The sequence below is a fragment of the Pseudomonas sp. NPDC089752 genome (genome assembly GCF_044748725.1).
GTDB lineage: Bacteria > Pseudomonadota > Gammaproteobacteria > Pseudomonadales > Pseudomonadaceae > Aquipseudomonas.
The window spans coordinates 439,434-456,763 of record NZ_JBIVGP010000001.1; the positions used below are offsets into that span (position 1 = coordinate 439,434).

Annotated in this window: 15 protein-coding genes; 5 read left to right on the forward strand and 10 right to left on the reverse strand. The window is 62.4% G+C overall.

Translation table 11 applies throughout. The features are described from left to right. Positions 1-94 precede the first annotated feature (94 nt). From ACIPZF_RS01980 to ACIPZF_RS01995, 4 genes are all read right to left on the reverse strand, one after another. On the reverse strand, positions 95-412 hold the full coding sequence (locus ACIPZF_RS01980; RefSeq protein ID WP_346613007.1) for a DUF2388 domain-containing protein: 318 nt from the start codon (positions 410-412) through the stop codon (positions 95-97). Positions 413-500: 88 nt separating this feature from the next. Further along, positions 501-1,952 carry an aldehyde dehydrogenase family protein gene (locus ACIPZF_RS01985; RefSeq protein ID WP_400794707.1) on the reverse strand — a complete coding sequence of 484 codons (1,452 nt, stop codon included), beginning with the start codon at positions 1,950-1,952 and terminating at the stop codon, positions 501-503. Continuing rightward, positions 1,949-2,917 carry an NAD(P)-dependent oxidoreductase gene (locus tag ACIPZF_RS01990; RefSeq protein ID WP_400794709.1) on the reverse strand — a complete coding sequence of 323 codons (969 nt, stop codon included), beginning with the start codon at positions 2,915-2,917 and terminating at the stop codon, positions 1,949-1,951. The genes ACIPZF_RS01985 and ACIPZF_RS01990 overlap by 4 nt, the downstream gene beginning before the upstream one ends. Positions 2,918-2,927: 10 nt before the next feature. After that, entirely contained in the window at positions 2,928-4,319 is a 1,392-nt protein-coding gene (locus tag ACIPZF_RS01995; protein ID WP_400794711.1) for an NAD(P)/FAD-dependent oxidoreductase, read from the reverse strand. A 199-nt stretch (positions 4,320-4,518) separates the two neighbouring features. Here ACIPZF_RS01995 and ACIPZF_RS02000 point away from each other — a divergent pair, with 199 nt between their 5' ends. Then, the gene (locus tag ACIPZF_RS02000) at positions 4,519-5,580 is read left to right on the forward strand and encodes a GlxA family transcriptional regulator (RefSeq protein ID WP_400794713.1); all 1,062 of its coding nucleotides are present in this window, start codon (positions 4,519-4,521) and stop codon (positions 5,578-5,580) included. Positions 5,581-5,707: 127 nt separating this feature from the next. Here the strand turns inward: ACIPZF_RS02000 and ACIPZF_RS02005 are convergent, their stop codons facing one another. From ACIPZF_RS02005 to ACIPZF_RS02015, 3 genes are read right to left on the reverse strand one after another with little or no spacing between them, the layout of a single operon-like run. Beyond that, entirely contained in the window at positions 5,708-6,046 is a 339-nt protein-coding gene (locus ACIPZF_RS02005; RefSeq protein ID WP_400794715.1) for a RidA family protein, read from the reverse strand. A 10-nt stretch (positions 6,047-6,056) separates the two neighbouring features. Continuing rightward, positions 6,057-6,407, reverse strand: coding sequence for a cupin domain-containing protein (locus ACIPZF_RS02010; protein ID WP_400794717.1), 351 nt, complete (start codon positions 6,405-6,407; stop codon positions 6,057-6,059). Positions 6,408-6,419: 12 nt separating this feature from the next. Further along, positions 6,420-7,799: an MFS transporter gene (locus ACIPZF_RS02015; protein WP_400794719.1), complete on the reverse strand. Its 1,380-nt coding sequence runs from the start codon at positions 7,797-7,799 to the stop codon at positions 6,420-6,422. 208 nt (positions 7,800-8,007) lie between these two features. Between ACIPZF_RS02015 and ACIPZF_RS02020 the strand changes: the two genes are divergently transcribed. Beyond that, positions 8,008-9,486 carry an FAD-dependent oxidoreductase gene (locus ACIPZF_RS02020; RefSeq protein WP_400794721.1) on the forward strand — a complete coding sequence of 493 codons (1,479 nt, stop codon included), beginning with the start codon at positions 8,008-8,010 and terminating at the stop codon, positions 9,484-9,486. A 116-nt stretch (positions 9,487-9,602) separates the two neighbouring features. On the opposite strand, the gene ACIPZF_RS02025 is transcribed toward ACIPZF_RS02020, so the two are convergent. After that, on the reverse strand, positions 9,603-10,373 hold the full coding sequence (locus ACIPZF_RS02025) for an NAD(P)-binding domain-containing protein (RefSeq protein WP_400794723.1): 771 nt from the start codon (positions 10,371-10,373) through the stop codon (positions 9,603-9,605). 12 nt (positions 10,374-10,385) lie between these two features. Then, positions 10,386-11,705, reverse strand: a complete 1,320-nt coding sequence (locus ACIPZF_RS02030; RefSeq protein WP_400794725.1) for an NAD(P)/FAD-dependent oxidoreductase — start codon at positions 11,703-11,705, stop codon at positions 10,386-10,388. Positions 11,706-11,915: 210 nt separating this feature from the next. Between ACIPZF_RS02030 and ACIPZF_RS02035 the strand changes: the two genes are divergently transcribed. Then, positions 11,916-14,729, forward strand: coding sequence for an RHS repeat-associated core domain-containing protein (locus ACIPZF_RS02035; protein ID WP_400794727.1), 2,814 nt, complete (start codon positions 11,916-11,918; stop codon positions 14,727-14,729). Here ACIPZF_RS02035 and ACIPZF_RS02040 read toward each other — a convergent pair. Then, a complete protein-coding gene (locus tag ACIPZF_RS02040; protein ID WP_400794729.1) occupies positions 14,710-15,267 on the reverse strand; it encodes a GNAT family N-acetyltransferase in 558 nt (185 codons plus the stop codon). The two genes, ACIPZF_RS02035 and ACIPZF_RS02040, sit on opposite strands and share 20 nt — an antisense overlap. Positions 15,268-15,399: 132 nt before the next feature. On the opposite strand from ACIPZF_RS02040, the gene ACIPZF_RS02045 reads away from it, so the two are divergent. Then, positions 15,400-16,020, forward strand: coding sequence for a glutathione S-transferase family protein (locus ACIPZF_RS02045; RefSeq protein ID WP_400794731.1), 621 nt, complete (start codon positions 15,400-15,402; stop codon positions 16,018-16,020). 18 nt (positions 16,021-16,038) lie between these two features. Then, the gene (gene codA, locus ACIPZF_RS02050) at positions 16,039-17,280 is read left to right on the forward strand and encodes a cytosine deaminase (RefSeq protein WP_400794733.1); all 1,242 of its coding nucleotides are present in this window, start codon (positions 16,039-16,041) and stop codon (positions 17,278-17,280) included. The last annotated feature ends 50 nt before the right edge of the window (positions 17,281-17,330 follow it).

The window sequence follows — 17,330 nt, forward strand, 5'->3', positions numbered from 1 at the left end:
GCTGAACCGTTGAGCCTAGTCCTTCAGACGTAACCCTGCAGCTTCAGTGCAGCCCTTGGCGTAGGCAGGCCTGCGCCAAGGGCCACAACGGGCATCAATGGTGGGCCACTGGGTCATCCTGGGACAGTATCGCCCGGGCCAGCTCTTCATCACTGGCCTGCAGGCCAGGGTTGTCCTTGCGAGCCTGTTCCAGCGCCGACTCCACATAGGCGCCACGGATCGCACCGCCGCTAGCGACGAACGCTGACAGCTCGTCACGGGCGGGGATGATCCGTTTGTCATCCTTGAAGGTCGAATACAGCGAGGCGGAGACACCCGCCGAGGTGGCGACGTCGCCCGCATCGACGCGGGCCAGGGCGGCACCGGCAGGCAGCAGGAGCAGCAGCGCAGGGGCGAGGAATAGGTGGCGCATATCGTGATCTCCAGTAGCGTGAAGCCCAAGGGAATTACCACTCAGTGATTAAGAGGGCACGCGTGGGGTGGTAGTTCCCTTGGGGTGATCAAGCCAACTGGTAAGTGGTCTTCACGCGGGTGAAGAACTGCCGCGCATGCGTGCCTTGTTCACGCGAGCCCAGGCTCGACGCGCCATTGCCGCCAAACGGCACGTGATAGTCCACCCCCGCGGTCGGCAGGTTGACCATCACCATCCCCGCCGAGCTGTTGCGCTTGAAGTGCTCGGCGTGGCGCAGCGAGGTGGTGACGATGCCGGCAGACAGGCCAAACGCGGTGTCCTCGGCGGCGGCGAAGGCCTGCTCGTAGTCGCGCACCTTGAGCACACTCAGCACCGGCCCGAAGATCTCTTCGCGGTAGATGCGCATGTCGGGTGTCACCTCAGTGAACAGCGCTGGGGTGAAGAAGTACCCACCCAGATCATCTTCGATGCGCTCGCCACCACACACCAGAGTTGCCCCCTGTTCGCGACCGCTGGCGACGTACGACAGGTTCTGCTCCAGCTGCCGGCTGTCGACCACCGGGCCGATGTCGGTGCTGGCCTGCAAGGCATCGCCTACCTGCAACGCGCGGGTGCGCTCAGCCAGGCGCGCGACGAAGGCATCAAAGATGCCTTCGGTGACGATCACCCGCGAACTGGCCGTGCAACGTTGGCCGGTACTGAAGAACGAGCCATTGAGGGCCACGTCCACCGCCTGTTCCAGGTCGGCGTCGTCGAGGACGATCAGCGGGTTCTTGCCGCCCATCTCAAGCTGCACTTTCTTCATGCCTTCAGCCGCCAGCCTGGCAATCTGCCGGCCAGTGTTTTCCGAGCCGGTGAAGCTGATGCCATCGACCAGCGGCGAGCGGATGAGGGTATCGCCGACACTGCGCCCCGGCCCGATCAGCAGGTTGAACACGCCGGCCGGCAAACCGGCGCGCGAAATGATCTCGGCCAGCGCCCAGGCAGAGGAAGGCACCAGTTCGGCCGGCTTGAACACCACGCAGTTGCCGAAGCACAGCGCCGGAGCGATCTTCCATGCCGGAATGGCGATGGGGAAGTTCCATGGCGCGATGATGCCGACCACGCCCAGTGGCTGGGTGAACACGTCGATGCCGACGTCCTGGCGCACCGATTGGTACTTTTCTCCTTCCGCACGCAGCGCTTCCTGGGCATAGAACTTGAACGAGCGACCAGCGCGGTCCACTTCCCCCAAGGCTTCGCGAACGATCTTGCCTTCTTCGCGGGCCAACAGGGTGGCCAGTTCCTGGCGGCGGGCGAGGATTTCGCTGCCGATGAAGTCCAGCGCGTCTGCACGCTGCTGCGGGTTGCTGCGCGCCCACGCCGGCTGCGCCCGGCGAGCGGCGGCGATGGCCTGTTCGGTCAGGGCCTGGTCGGCGCGCTCGAAGCGCTCGACCACCTCTGCCGGGTTGGACGGGTTACGGTTTTCCAGTACATCGCTGCAATTGGTCAGCGCGACGAAGGCACCGTCGACGTAACTGCTCTTGGTCACGAGGGTCATGCGCTACGAATCCTTTGCTGGGCACCCTGGCGGGCGACGAAATCGGTGATGTTGTCCACGGCGCTGTCCATCAGCTGTTGCATGGCGTCCTCGCTGCTCCAGGCGATGTGTGGGTTGAGCAGGAAGTCGTCGCGGTCGATAAGTTGGAACAGCGGGTTGCTCGGGTGCAGCGGCTCGTGCTCGACCACATCCAGCGCCACGCCACCGAGGCGGCCGTTGCCCAGGGCGTCGATCAGCGCTGCTTCATTGACGATGCCGCCACGGCCGGTGTTGATCACCAGTGCGTCGGGCTTCATCAGCGCCAGTTGCGCGGCGTCGATCAGGTTGTGGGTGTGCGGCGTCAGCGGGCAGTTGATCGACAGCACGTCGCAGCTGCGCAGCAACTCGGCCAGCGGCCGGCAGTCGGCACCGCGGCGCAGGCCGCCGCGGTCTTCGAACCACACCTGCATGCCGAAGGCGCGCGCAAGTTCCGCAAGGCGCAGGGCAATCGGGCCGCTGCCGATGATCGCCAGTTGCTTGCCGCGCACGTCGCGGATGCGGTGGTCGAAGTAGATGTTCTTGTACTCGGCCTCACCGGCATGCACCTGGCGCATCAGCCGGGTGAAGGCGGCCGGGCGGCGGAACAGTTCGAGGATCATCGCCAGGCTGTGCTCGGCCACGGTATTGGCGGCATAGCCCGGCACGCTGGCGACCTCGATGCCGTGCGCATCACAGTAGTCGACGTCGACGATGTCTCGGCCGGTCAAGGCCAGCGAGATCATCTTCAGGCGCGGCAACTGGCGCAGGTGTTCCTCGCGCAGCGGCACGCTGCAGGTCAACGCCACGGTGGCGTCCTTCAGGTGTTCCAGCACCTGGTCGGGCTGGGTATAGGCGAACTGCTGCCAGCTGTGCTGGCAGTCAGGGCGTTTGAGTCGCGTGGAAGGCGCGAGGCCTTCGTCGTCGAGAAATACGATCTGTTCGCTCACGCTGTCGTCCTTATTTTTTCTGGGCCGGGACGTAACCGGCGGGCGCCATGCCGACCAGCTGGCGGGTGATGAAACCGGCGTTCTGGTCGTGGTCTTCGAGCGATTCCTTGCGTACCAGGGCATCGCGCACCAGATGCGCGCCGAAGAAGCGGAACGGCTCAGGGGGCAGCAGTTTCATCTTCTGGTTGACCAGGCCGCAGTTGGCCCACTCGTCGTTGGCATGGGTGGCCAACGACTTGATGATGCGGCTGGCGAATACCGTGGTGGCCACGCCATTGCCCGAGAAGCCGATGCCGTAGCTGACCGTCTGATGCTGGTCGAGGTAGCCGAAGTTCGGCAAACCTTTCATGGCCCGGTCGATCGGCCCGGTCCAGCTGCTGACCACCGGCACGTCCTGCAGCTGCGGGTACAGGCGGCGCAGCTCGGCGGCGACTTTGTCGGCAGCCGGCGAGGTTTTTTCATACAGGTTGCCGATGCGCCCGGCATAGGCGAACTGCCCCAGCGGCTTGCCGAACACCACCCGGCCATCCGGGGTGTTGCGCCAGTAGTTGAGCACGGTGCGCGAGTCGGTCATGCATTCGCCGCCGCTGAAGCCGATGGCGTCGAGCTTGGCCTTGACCGGCGCTGTGGCGACCATGTCGCTGGACATGATTGCGATCATCCGACGCAACTCGGGGAACTGAGCGCCCCAAGCGTTCAGGGCCAGCACCACATGGTTGGCTTTCACGTGGCCTTTGGCGGTGTGTACCACCGGATGCTTGCCGCGCTGCAAGTGGGTAAAGGGCGACTTTTCGAAAATCTGCACGCCGAGTTTCAGCGCCACTCGACGAAGGCCGCGGGCCAGCATGGCGGGCTGCACAGTGGCGGCGTTAGGGTCGAAGATACCGCCCAACACCAGCGGCGAGCCGACGCGACCGCGGATGGTCTGGCGGTCCAGTTCCTGAAACGGGTTGACGTCGAGCTTTTGCAGGCCGTCAGTGAGCACGCGCCAGGAGTTCATCTGCCGCTGGTTGGTGGCCGTCCATAGCCAGCCATCCTTGCGGTACTGCGCATCGATGCCGTGCTCCTGGCAGAAGCTGCCGATCTCATCGATGGCCGACTCGGCGGCCTCGCAGATGCGCCGCGCTTCAACGTCACCGCAGATGGTGCGCACCGACAAGTACTTGCCCCACCAGTTGGTGGCCACGCCGCCGTTGCGGCCGCTGGCGCCCGAGCCACAGCGGTCGCGCTCGACGATCACGATGGTCTGTTCCGGGTGCGCCTGTTTCAGGCGGATGGCCGACCACAGGCCAAGGAAGCCACCGCCGACGATGCACACATCGGCTTGAATCGAGTCCTGCAGGGCAGGGGCGAGGTCGCTGTCCAGGTCCAGCGCCTGGGCATACCAGAATCCACGGTACATGAGGGGTGCCTCTGAGCATGTTGTTTTGTGTCTACATGATGCTCAGCGCTGCCTGGGGGCCGATATTACAGTCATGACAATTGATAGAACGGCCACGCCTTTTGTCATGGATTTACTATTTGTCGTGCCGCATATGATATGCCGGACGTCGGGCACGCCCTACAATGGCGCTATTCAGCAGGTCATGAGGCCCACGTCCATGGTTGCCCAACAACAATTACAACCGCCGCAAGCGCCCCAGTTACCGCCCCAGGTCAAACCTGAACTGCGCGTCGGTTTCGTGCTGATGAACCAGTTCACTCTGGTGCCGGTGGCCGGGCTGGTCGACTCCCTGCGCTTTGCCGCCGACAAGTCGTTCCGCAGCCAGCAGGTGTACTGCCAGTGGGACTGGATGACCCTCGACGACCAGCCGATCAGCGCCAGCTGCGGCATGCCGGTTTTGCCGACCAAACCGCTCAACCTGTTCGCTCAGTACGACTACATCGTGCTGGCGGGCGGCCTGTTGGGCGAAACCCGCAACCCGCCGGACTGGTTGCTCGATGCGCTGCGGGATGTTCACGCCGCCAACATCCCGATCATCGCCTTGTGTTCAGGGTCGTTCGTGCTCGGCAAGGCCGGCCTGCTCGACGGACGGCGCTGTGCGGTGCACTTCACCTTGCGCGACGAGTTCCGCGAGCGCTTCCCGCAGTCGACCATGGTCATCGACAAGAGCTACGTGGATGACCGCGGTATCATCACCTGCCCGGGCGGCACCGCCATCGACCTGGCCGCCAACCTGATCCGCCGCCACTGCGGCGCGGTGCGGGCACAGAAAGGCCTGGAATACCTGCTGGTGGAAGAACGCGCCGAAGCCGAGGGCCAGCAGGCCGCCAGCGACAGCGTGTACCAGAATGACCGGGTGCAGCGGGCGATCGCATTCATGCGAGCCAACCTCGATGCCTCCATGACCCTCAAGGCAGTGGCCGAGGCGGTGGGTACTCACCCCCGGCAGTTGCACCGCGAGTTCGTCGCCAATACTCAGGAGCCTCCAGCCAACTACTGGCGCAAGCTGCGCCTGGACCATGCGCGCAGGCTATTGGTGAACACCAGCCAGAACATCACCACCATTGCCCTGGCGTGTGGGTTTTCCGACGCGTCGCATTTCATCTTGTGGTTCCGCAAGCAGTATGGCGAGACGCCGTACAGCTTCAGGAAGCGGCGGCATGAGGTGGAGCGCTTTGACTGGCATGGCGACAAGGTGGGCCTTGACCCCGAGTTGTAGTTTTTGCCGGCCCATTCGCGGGCGGTCCGACGTCTCGGCAAGCCCGCTCCCACAAGATTTGCAGCGCTGCAGAACCTGTGGGAGCGGGCTTCCCCCGCGAATGGGCTGCAAAGCAGCCCCAGCGATCTCAGAGCTGCCCGAACGCCTGAATCTCGATGCGATATTCCGCTGCGGCCAATGCAGCCCCCACACACGCCCGCACTGGTGGCTGGTCACCCACCCAGGCGTCATACACCTCATTCATCGCCGCAAATTCGCCCATGTCCGCCAGCCAGATCTGCATCCGAGTAAGGTTGCTTTTGCCAGCACCAATCTGCGCCAGCCATTGCTCCAGCTGAGCCAGTACGCAGCGCGTCTGGACGGCAATATCACCGGGCTCCAGGGCAACGATCCCCGAGGTTTCGATGCGGCCCTCCACGAGCACCATCTGGCTGGCCCGTGGGCCGGGGTTGATACGTTCGATCATCACCGGCCCCTTAGAACAGCACGTAGGTTTTGCGCAGGGTCTCGCGGATTTCCCACACGCCTTCGCAGTTTTCCGGGAACAGCACCGCATCGCCGGCACGCAGTTCCACCGGCTGGCCGCCGTCGGGGGTGAAGGTGCAGTTGCCGCTGACGATGTGACTGAACTCGCGGTTCTTCAGGTGGCGGCGGAACGTGCCAGGGCTGCTTTCCCACACGCCGATGCTGGCGCCCACGGTTTCATCGGTCTGGTCCTGGGCGGTGGCGGCCTGGGCCACCGGTTCACCTATCGGCAGGCGGGCGGGGGCCGGCGTGCCCAGTTGCGAGTCGGCGGCGTTGCGGACAACGGTCAGTACTTGGCTCATGAATTAGCTCCTTCAGGCTTTGCGGGTAACAGGTTTGTATTCGCTAGACGGCGCCGGGGCCTTGTTGCCCAAGGCAGCCGCCTGCTGCAAGTCGAGCTGGCTGGTTTCAGGCGCCAGCCACCAGGAAATCAACGCACCGAACAGCGAGATGATCGCGGCGGCGAACATGGTGTTGGCAACGCCATAGGCGGCCAGCGAGATAGGCACCAGGTAGGTGCCCACCGCAGCGCCGATACGTGACAGCGAGGTGGCCAGGCCCACGGCCGAGGCGCGGATTTCGGTGGGGAACAGCTCGTTGGGATAAACGTACTCGAGCACCTGGGCACCGCCGATCAACACCGCATAGGCGCCGAACAGCACCAGCACAGTGGTGGGCGAGGCGTCGGGGAACACGCCCAGCAGCACCAGCGACAGGCCCGACCAGAGGAAGCTGTGGATCAACATCTTGCGCCGCCCCAGGCGGTTGATCAGCTTGGTCGCCAGCAGGCAGCCGAGGGTGAACAGGAAGGTGATGGCGATCGAGCCGTAGGCCGCCCAGTCACCGGTCAGTTTCAGCGCCAGCAGCACTTTCGGGGCGAATGCATAGATGGCGAACAGCGGCACGATGGCGCAGGTCCAGAACAGCGTGACGAAGGCCATGCGCTTGCCGTAGCCGGAGTGGAACAGCGACCACACCGACACCGGTTTCTGGTTGGCAGGCTCCGGCAGGTCGGCGATGGAATAATCCGGGCCGTAGACCTTCTTGATCACAGCGTCCGCTTCAGCTGTCCGGCCCTTGCTCAGCAGCCAGCGTGGCGATTCCGGTGTGCCGCTGCGGGCAATCAGGAACAGCGCACCCGGCACCAGTGCACTGGCCAGCACCCAGCGCCAGCCTTCTTCGCCACCCACGCGCAGCAACAGTTCACCCACCAGGTAAGCCACGGCGGCGCCGGCGAACCACATCAGCACCATCGCGGCTAGCAGAGGCCCACGCTGTTTGCGTGGCAGGAACTCGGCCAGCAGCGAGGTGGCGATCGGGTAGTCGGCGCCCACGGCGATACCGATCAGCAAGCGCCAGGCGAACAGCGCCCAGGCCGACTCTACCCAGAACTGCGCGACCGAGAAACCGACGATGGCGATCAGGTCGACCAGGTAAAGCACCTTGCGTCCGTACTTGTCGGTGAACCAGCCACCGAGAAAACCACCCAGGAACACGCCGATCAGGGCGGATGCTGCGATCAGGCCTTCCCAGAAGGCCGACAGTTGCAGGGCGTTGGTGATTTGCAGCATGGCCACGCCGATGATGCTCAGCACGTAGCCGTCAAGGAACGGACCGCCAGCGGAATAGACAGTGAGCTTGCGATGGAAAGCGTTGAGCGGGGCATCTTCGACAGAGCGTTTTGCAGTGGACATTCGGCTTACCTCTTGTTGTTATCTGGCGCTTGGGCGCTGCGGCACTATTGCACCGCTTGGATGGGGCTCCCTATAACGGTTGGGACGGGATGTGGAATGCGCTGGCAGGCTGTGCCGAAGGCTTATGCAAGTTGTCATGGGCGTTCTAGGGTGGGGCGGCGAAGCGGCGCGACCATCTGCAGAACAATCACAACAAAGGACCTTTCGCATGCCCCGCCCCTCCCTGGAAACCCTCGACGGCGATCACTACGATGTCGTGGTCATCGGCGCTGGCGCGGTCGGTTGCGCCGCCGCCCGGCAATTGGCCGCGCGCAACTTCCGAACCCTGCTGGTGGACCGTGGTGACATCGGTGCCGGTACGTCGTCACGCTCCAGCCGCATGCTTTATTCGGGACTGGGCTACCTGGCGGCGCGCTACCCGTTGTGGCAAATACCTCTGCGCCCGTTCGACATGTGGCAGCGCCTGCGCTACACCCGCCAGGTGATGCGTTGCCGTGCCGAGCTGGTCAAGGAGATGCCCGGCCATCTGAGCAAACACCGCTTCCACTACCCGTTCCGCAAAGCTGATCGCTACCCGCCATGGCTGGTGGACATGGGCTTTCGCCTGGTCGAGGCGCTGGGTGGCTGGAAAGTGCCGCTGGCCTATCGGCGCCAGTCGGCGCAGCAGGCGGCGGGCGACAGCGCCCTGGCGGCGGGGCTGGGCGGCCCGTTGCGTGGGGTAGGTGTGTTCGAGGAGTACATGTACGCCTGGCCCGAACGCATTTGCGTCGATACGGCGCTGGACGCGCAATGGCGCGGCGCGACGCTGCGTACCTATACCCGGGTCAGCCAGTTGCAGCGTACGCAAGATCAGTGGCAGCTGACGCTCGACGAGCAAGCGCCCGAAGCGCTGGGTCAGGCACAGGTCACGGCGAAGGTGGTGATCAATGCGGCTGGGCCTTGGGTCGATCGTATTTCCGGTGCTAGTGACAGCGGACCGCGAGTACTCGGCATCAAGGGTGTCAACGTGATGGTGCGCCTGCCCGAGGGCTACCGTGGTCAAGGCCTGGAGGCGTTTTCCAGCAAGGGTGAGCCTTACTACGTCTTCCCCTGGCGCGAGTTCCACTTCATCGGCCCGACCGAGTCGCACTTCACGGATGATCCGGACACCGTGCGAGTGGAGGATGGCGAGATCGACTACATCCTCGCCGAGGCCAACCAGCTGTTTCCCGACCTGCATCTGACCCGTGCCGATGTTCAGCACTGTTGGTGCGGCGTACGTCCGACCTCGACCCTGGACGGGCGCAACAGCCACTTGCCGGTGCGATTGAGCGAGGCGGCCGGCAAGCCGGGCCTGCTGACCCTGACGGGCTCGACCATCATGCTGCACCGACACGCGGCGCGGGTCATCGCCCGTGGCGTGGAAGCGCGGCTGGGCAAGCGTGGCCAAGGGCCGAAAGGCATGATCGAGCGCGAAGGTATCGAAGGTGAGGATATTGCGAGGATCATCGCGCGGGAGCATGTGGTGCGGCTGGTGGACCTGGTGCGACGGCGCTTGCCCTGGGGGCTGGACCCGGACCTGGGGCGCGAGCGGGTGGAGCAATTGTCACATCGGGTGGCGGCGGTGATGGGGTGGTCGGAGGTGCGGCGGCAGGAAGAATTGCAGCATTTTGAGGAGGACACTGCTCGGGTGTATCGGCGACCTTAGTTTGATGTTGTGACGACTGGCCCTTTCGCGGGGCAAGCCCGCTCCCACAGAGTATGCGGTGAACCCTATCCTGTGGGAGCGGGCTTGCCCCGCGAAAGGGCCGGAACTGGCGAAAACTACCGCGACCGGTTCAACAACGCATCCAGCACCACCTCGCACGCCGCCCCCCAACTGGCACCCACGGGCTGATGATTGAGCACCGCCAAGCCATCGGCGGTAAACGTCCCCGGTGTGGCAATCGCCTGTCCCAGCGCTTTCAACGTGTACTCCGGCTGCTGCTGCGCACTGGCCACACAATCCTGCAGATTGCCCAGCACCAGGGCGCGCGCCTCGGCAGCCGGCAGGCCCTTGTCGGTCAGCCATTGCTGCAGGTCGTGCAACAGGAAGTAGAACCAGCCATTCATGCACGCCGCCACCGTGGCCAGCTCGAACGCGGCCTCATCCTCAAGCACCACCAGAGTACCCAGCGGCCCCAGGCTCTGCTCAGTCAGCGGATCCGGGGGGCAAACCACTATGGTGGACTGGTTGTACTGCGCCGCATACGACAGCATCACGCGCACGCACTGGGCGCCTGGGAAGGCTGTTTGCAACTGCTCCAGACCCACCCCGGCGGCCAACGACACCAAGCGCTGGCCAGGCCGCACCTTTACCTCGCCCGCCAGCTGCGCCAGTGATTCCGGCCTCACGCCAACTATCACCAGATCAGCTTGGTCAACGACCGCCTGATTGCTCTCCAGCACCACGCAACGCTGCCCAGCCGCCAACGCCTCGGCGCGCTCGGCATTGCGTGGCGACAGCATGATCGCGCCGTCAAAACCGCTACGGCGCAGGCCGATCACTACTTTTTCGGTCAGCTCGCCAACCCCGAGAATACCCAGGCTTTGCATGATGTCTCCTTGTCAGCTTTCCAGGCCGGCGCGACGCTGGCCCCAGTGCAGGTTGAGATTGACCCCCACGCTCAGCAGCGGTTCCGGCGGGTTGCGGTTGGGCCCATCGGAGCCGAGCAGAAAGTCGATCAGTTCGTCACGCTCACCGCTCAGCCAGTCGGCCAGCAACGTGCCGGTAGCGGTGCCGCGGGTGATGCCCAGGCCGTTGCAGCACAGCGCTGCATGCACATTGGACGCAAGGGTGCCGAAGTGCGAGAGGTGGTTGCGTGACAGGCACATCGAACCGCCCCAGGTGAATTCGAATGGTAGGCCCGAGAGCATCGGGAAGCGCCGCTCGAACGACGCGCGGTGCTGTCGCCCGGCGCGCTGCAGGTGGCGTGGGTTGGCACGGCCGTCGGCATTGAAGCTGAAGCTGTTGCGCACTAGAAGGCGCTGATCCGGAGTGCGGCGCAAGGTGCTGCCGAACGGATCGGCCGGGATGATGCCCCAGGTCGCCTTGCCACCCAGGCGTGCCTGTTCTTCCTCAGTCAGGGGACGGGTCATGCTGGCGTAAGTGAAGATCGGCAGCAGCCGGCCTGGGAGGAAGCCGAAGTACGAGGCGAAGGCGTTGTTGGTCAGCAACAGCTGGTCGGCGACGACCTCACCGTTGGCGTGCTTGAGGGTGATGCGCTTGCCCTGTTCGATGCCGGTGATGGTGGTGTGCTCGTACAGCGTGACATTGCCCGGCAGGCTGTCGGCCAGGCCCTTGGCCAGTGCGGCCGGCTGCAGCAACTGGGTGCCCGGGGTGTACAGCGCCTTGCGGTAGAACGAGGTTCCGAAATGCTCGGGCAGGTCGCGGGTGTCGATCATCTGGTAGGGCTGGCCGAGTTTTTCCAGGCCGCTGCGGTAGGCTTCGAGCACCGCCAGGCCCTTGTCTTCGACGGCAGCCTGATACTTGCCATCGGGGCGGATCTGGCAGTCGATGCCATGCTGGCTGATCAGCCCGCGCAGGATGGATTGCGCGCGCAGGTTCAACTTGAGGTTCATCCGCGCCGTGGCCAGATCGCCGATGTAATCGGGGGCGCCGATATCGTGCGGCAGATCGATGGCAAAACCGGAATTGCGCCCGGACGCACCGAACCCGACCTCCTGCGCCTCGACCAGGATCACCTCGTCGTCAGGGTGATGCAGCGCCAGTTGCCGCGCGGCGGCAAGGCCGGTGAAGCCCGCCCCAAGCACCACCCAGCCGGCCTCGCTCCGCCCCCGGTGCGGTGCACGTGGCTGGCGCTTGGGGCTGAGGTGGAACCAGCCGCAACCGTTGTCGTCCGCGGGGGTGGAGGTGTGTCTGTACATGGGGTTTTATCCGTGTTGTTTTCTCCACTGTCGCATGGGGCCTGTGCTGGGCATATAACAACAGGGACAGGTTATGGGAACTTCAGTCCACGCTGTCGCGCAGAAGCCTCGATTCTGGCGCAGTTTCAAGTCGCCCTCACTGACATTTCTACCAGTTTCGCTTGCCCATGTTTGTGCATACGCTTCCTGCTATTACGGGGGGGGGCAGCAATGGCGGACCAGGTATGGGGAGAACTACACGGCGGGACGCCGACAGTTGTAGTCAAGGCCAGCACTGCGCGGACGGCGCTGACCCTTGGTTTCCTTCGTCATCCGAATGAGGTATTTGACGGCATCCCAGCACGGATCCTGCCCGAGCGAAATGAAGCCGATATGGCGGCGCGGACTGAGCGTCTGTTCGGTCCACGACCTCTCGAAAACGATGAGGGTGACCTGATTGCTGACGCAATTTCCATCAGTGCGCTAAGCGGTCAGCCCCTGTCGCTACGGACCGTGGATGGTGATACCAGCTTGACCTTGAATGATGTTGCCGGACGCCCGTTGTGGGGGTGCAATGCTCAAGGGACTGCCACTCGCACACTGTACGAGCCATCCGAGCGTGGTGGTCGCCCGCTGTCCGTCATCGAGCAACCGTGTTCCGGCCAGGCTCGAACTCGGGAATGCTTCCTCTACGGCGCTTGCGATGTTGCTCATGTCCAGCGCAATCTCGTTGGCGTTGTCATTGTGCATCACGACAACGGAGGAAAACTTCGGACGTTATCGGCAGCCTTGACTGGGCAGGTGCTGGAGACCCAGCTGAGGTTGCTTTGTCCCGACGCGCAGCTGCCGGATTGGGACGCAGAAGGCGAGCAGGATCTGGAGGCTCAGGTACTGACTGTGACAGCGTCTCGTGATGCAGTGGGCGCGCAGCTGAAGCAGACCAATGCTGCCAATGTCATTACCATTACAGCCTATGACATCAGCGGCGCGGTGGCACAGACCCAACTGGGAGGCTTCACTGTGCTCGAAGCTGTCGTGCGCCTGGCGAGCGGCGAACCTCTGTCTCAGGTCGCCGGCAACGGCGTGGTCGACACTTATGTCTATGCCCCGCGAACTCACCGCCTGACACAGCACCGCACGGCACGTCCGACCGGTCACCGGCTAGGTGCGCTGATAATCTGCGACTTGCACTACGCCTACGATCCGGTGGGCAACATCCTCGCGCTCAACGATCATAGCGTCGATCCCACCTGGTACCGCAATGCAGTCACCAGCGGCCAACGTGAGTATACGTACGACACCCTCTACCGGCTGGCTTCAGCGACTGGGCGAGAGCGTAGTCCGGTAACACTTGATCCGATGCAATACGCTGGGCGAGCGGGCGCAAGTGTCTGGCGCAGGTACACGGAATGTTATACCTACGATGACGGTAACAACCTCACCTCCCTTAGGCATAACGGCGGGTCAGGTATTCGCACCCGTAATCTCGTCGTGTCGGCGCGCAGTAATCGGGCGATGGTGCAAGGTCACGAGCTGACGCCGGACATGGGCTTTTTGCCGGGTGGGTTGCAGAAACAGTTGGCTGACGGCAGGCAACTAAGTTGGCTGGCGGATAACCAATTGCAACAGGTGCGGTTGGTCAGCCGTGATGTGGAAGAAGTTGATGACACAGAGCGCTATCACTATGCCAACGGAGGTACCCGCACCCGCAAGATCCATTCGGTGAAGAACCTGAGTGGTATGCAGAAGACGGTCACCACCTATGCTGGAGCCTGTGAAATACGCCAGCGGTGGTTGGGAGACCAGCAGCGTCCGCAGAAACATGTCGTCATTACGGAAACGGAGACTGTGCGCTGGTTACAAGACCGTCTAAGCGGCGACGACAATCTGCGCTTCCTGTTCTGCGATCATCTACGAAGTAGCGGCGGGGAAACGGATTGCGATGGCAAAATTATCGCACGCGAAGAGTATGCACCGTATGGCGAGACCACGGGTGTTGATGAAGAGGCGGTGGAAGCCTCGAGCTTGAGCCAACGCACCTTTCGTCATGCGGGCAAAGAGCGAGATGCCACGGGGTTGTATTACTACGGGTGGCGCTATTTCCAGCCCGCTGAAGGGCGTTGGCTGAGTGCGGATCCAGGTGGGTTGATTGATGGCAGTAACTTGTATCGGATGGTGAAAAACAATCCACTAGGTTTTCGTGATTCAGATGGGCTGAGTCCAGATGGTACATTGAGTTCGACAGATAAGCTGGCGCATGATTCAGCAGCGTTGGAAGGAGAACGCGTAGTTGGTATTGGTTTGAACGCTATACGGGAAAAAGATGTTGAGTTTGCCAACGGCCTGTCCCAAGCATGGTCAGAAGCAATGATGGGGATTCTTTATACATTGGAAGTATTGAGGCAGATTAAGGATGGGGTGGCGGAGAAAGAGACCAGTGATGTCGTTGACAAGTATTTTTTTCAAAGGCCTGGAGAAACCTTGTCGCCTGGGCATTTAAGTGATCTGGTAAAGGGATTTGAAAGCATGTTGCATGTGCTTAACGAACTTCCTGATCAGGGAATTGTAGGCGTGACATCAACGGGTTCGCCTGCTGCAGCTTGGACCAATGAGGAGGATGTAACGCCGAGAATCTATATAAAAAACAGACACAGGGACGATGTTTATATGATGAGGTGGCTCATTGTTCATGAGGTTTCCCATCTTGCAATTGGTACAAAAGACATGTGGTACGTAAATGGTCCTGTGCGTGACAGTGATATTGGAAATCTCGCCTTTGAAAATAGTCTGGATGGTATGGTTTCCGGTCAACAGTTATTGGTGCAGCATGGGGCGGTGAGGCGTGGCGCGAAATGGAGTGAGGTTGATGAAATGCGATTTATTTTGGGTGATGCTGATTATATCGTTGATAGGCACTTGAACAATGCAGACTCCGTGACGTTATTTAATCAATATGTCAATCAAAGGTTAGGCGGCCCGTTGAAGTACGGGTCTGCGACTTCCACCTCGGGCCGCTCAAAAAGAGTCAGAGGAGAAGTTTTTTGATCCCTATGAAATGACTCAAAACAGCGGCGCGACGATAAAGCGGTCTAGGTGTGCTGGGATCGAGTTCGGTCAATTTACTCCCTGCGTGCTGAAAACCCGCTCGCTCGGCCAGGCGCTGGCTGGCCTGATTGTCGATACCAGTGGTCAGCCAAACCGGCGTTGCGATGGCATCGAGCAGATGCGTCAATGCCTCACGCAGCAGGCCTTTGCCGCTGAAGGCCTGGCTAGCCCAATAGCCCACTTCGTATTCATCATTGCCTGGACGCAGGCCGATGCATCCAATCACGGCATCACTGTCCGGCTGCAGCACGAAAAAGCGCTTTTCGGCAGCGGGATCAACGAACTCGCTGGCGCTCAGTTGCAGGCTTTCGCGCACTTCGTCCAACGTCCAGTCGGGCTTGGCCCACGCCAGGAAAGGCTGGTGCAGAGCGTAACTGTCGAGCAAGGCTTGGCGTAACTGCTCGGCAATTGCCGGGTCAGGGCGGACCAGTCGCGTGCGCGCAGTGGTCAGGGTCTGGGGCAGAGTGGGGTAGGGCATGGGGGGCCATCCTGGCTGAGTTGTAGGTGCATCATAACCCTGTTTTGCCCGCGGTGAGGTTTGAGTTGACCGTGCTCTGCCAGGCGTGATCTGCTCGGTTTCACAGCCACCCCAGGGAAATGAAGGACCACCATGCCCGACTACAAACTGCATTGCTTCGCCGAATCCGGCAACGCCTACAAAGCCGCGCTGATGCTCGAACTCACCGGCCAGGACTGGCAACCGGTGTTCGTCGATTTCTTCAACGGCCAGACCCGCGATCCGCAATGGCGCGACGAGGTCAATGAGCAGGGAGAAGTGCCGGTGTTGGAACATGCCGGCCAGACACTGAGCCAATCGGCGCTGATCCTCGAGTACCTGGCTGAACGCACCGGGCAGTTCGGCCCGCGCGATGAGCAGGAGAAGCGCGAAATCTGGCGCTGGATGCTGTTCGACAACCACAAGTTCACGGCCTACTACGCGGCGCTGCGGTTCATCTTCTGTTTGAAAGATTCCGGCGAAACGCCTGTGACCCAATTCCTGCGCGAGCGTGCCACGGCAGCCTATCGCATCGTCGATGCGCACCTGGCGAAGACGCCCTACATGGTTGGCGGGCGCCTGACCATTGCCGACCTGTCGCTGGCAGGCTATGTATTCATGCCGGAAGACACTGGCATCCCGCTGGCTGAATTCACCCACATCGAAGCGTGGAAAGCTCGTCTTCAGGCGCAACCCGGCTGGAAGCACCCGTACGACCTGATGCCTCGGGCATAATCAAGGCAGGAGTAACCCATGAACATCATCAACGCACGCTTGCGTGGCAAGGCCGGCCTGTTCCGCATCGAGCTGAGCGGTGATCGTATCGCTGCCATTACGCCCCAGGCTCAGGTGGTGACCCTGACCAAGGCCGACGATCTGGACGCCCAGCAAAACCTGGTGGTGCCACCTTTCGTCGAGCCGCATATCCACCTCGACGCCACCCTGACCGCTGGCGAGCCGAAGTGGAACATGAGCGGTACGTTGTTCGAGGGCATCGAGCGCTGGGCCGAGCGCAAGGCCATCACCACCCACGACGACATCAAGACGCGGTCCAAGAAGACCATCGGCATGCTGGTGGAGCATGGCATCCAGCATGTGCGTACCCACGTCGACGTCACCGACCCCACGCTCACCGCGCTCAAGGCGATGGTCGAAGTGCGTGACGAAGTGCGCGATCTGATCGACCTGCAGATCGTCGCCTTCCCCCAGGAAGGCATCGAGTCGTACGCCAATGGCCGGGCGCTGATGACCGAGGCGGTGGCCATCGGCGCCGATGTGGTCGGTGGCATTCCGCACTTTGAAAACACTCGCGACCAGGGTGTGTCGTCGGTCAAGTTCCTGATGGAGTTGGCCGAGCGCAGCGGTTGCCTGGTGGATGTGCATTGCGACGAAACCGACGACCCGCAATCGCGCTTTCTCGAAGTGCTGGCGGAAGAAGCGCGCGTGCGTGGCATGGGCGCGCGGGTGACGGCGAGCCATACCACGGCCATGGGTTCGTATGACAATGCCTACTGCTCCAAGCTGTTCCGCTTGCTGAAGATGTCGGGGATCAATTTCGTTTCGTGCCCGACCGAGAGCATTCATCTGCAGGGGCGTTTCGACACCTACCCGAAACGCCGTGGCCTGACCCGCGTGGCCGAAATCGACCGGGCGGGGATGAACGTGTGCTTCGGCCAGGACTCGATTGTCGACCCGTGGTACCCGCTGGGCAACGGCAATATCCTGCGCATCCTCGAAGCCGGGCTGCACATCTGCCACATGCTGGGGTACGAAGACCTGCAGCGCTGCCTGGACCTGATCACCGACAACAGTGCGCGCACCTTGAACCTTGGCGAGCGATATGGCATCGCGGTGGGACGCCCGGCAAACCTGTTGTTGCTGTCGGCGCCGGATGATTACGAGATGGTCCGCAGTCAGGGGCATGCGCTGGTGTCGGTGCGCAATGGCAAAGTACTGATGCGACGTACGCCGGCGCAGGTCGAGCGTTTTGCCTGAAGCGTCAAGGCAGACATTGCTGATCAGCTCTGGCATGGTACAGCGCTGAT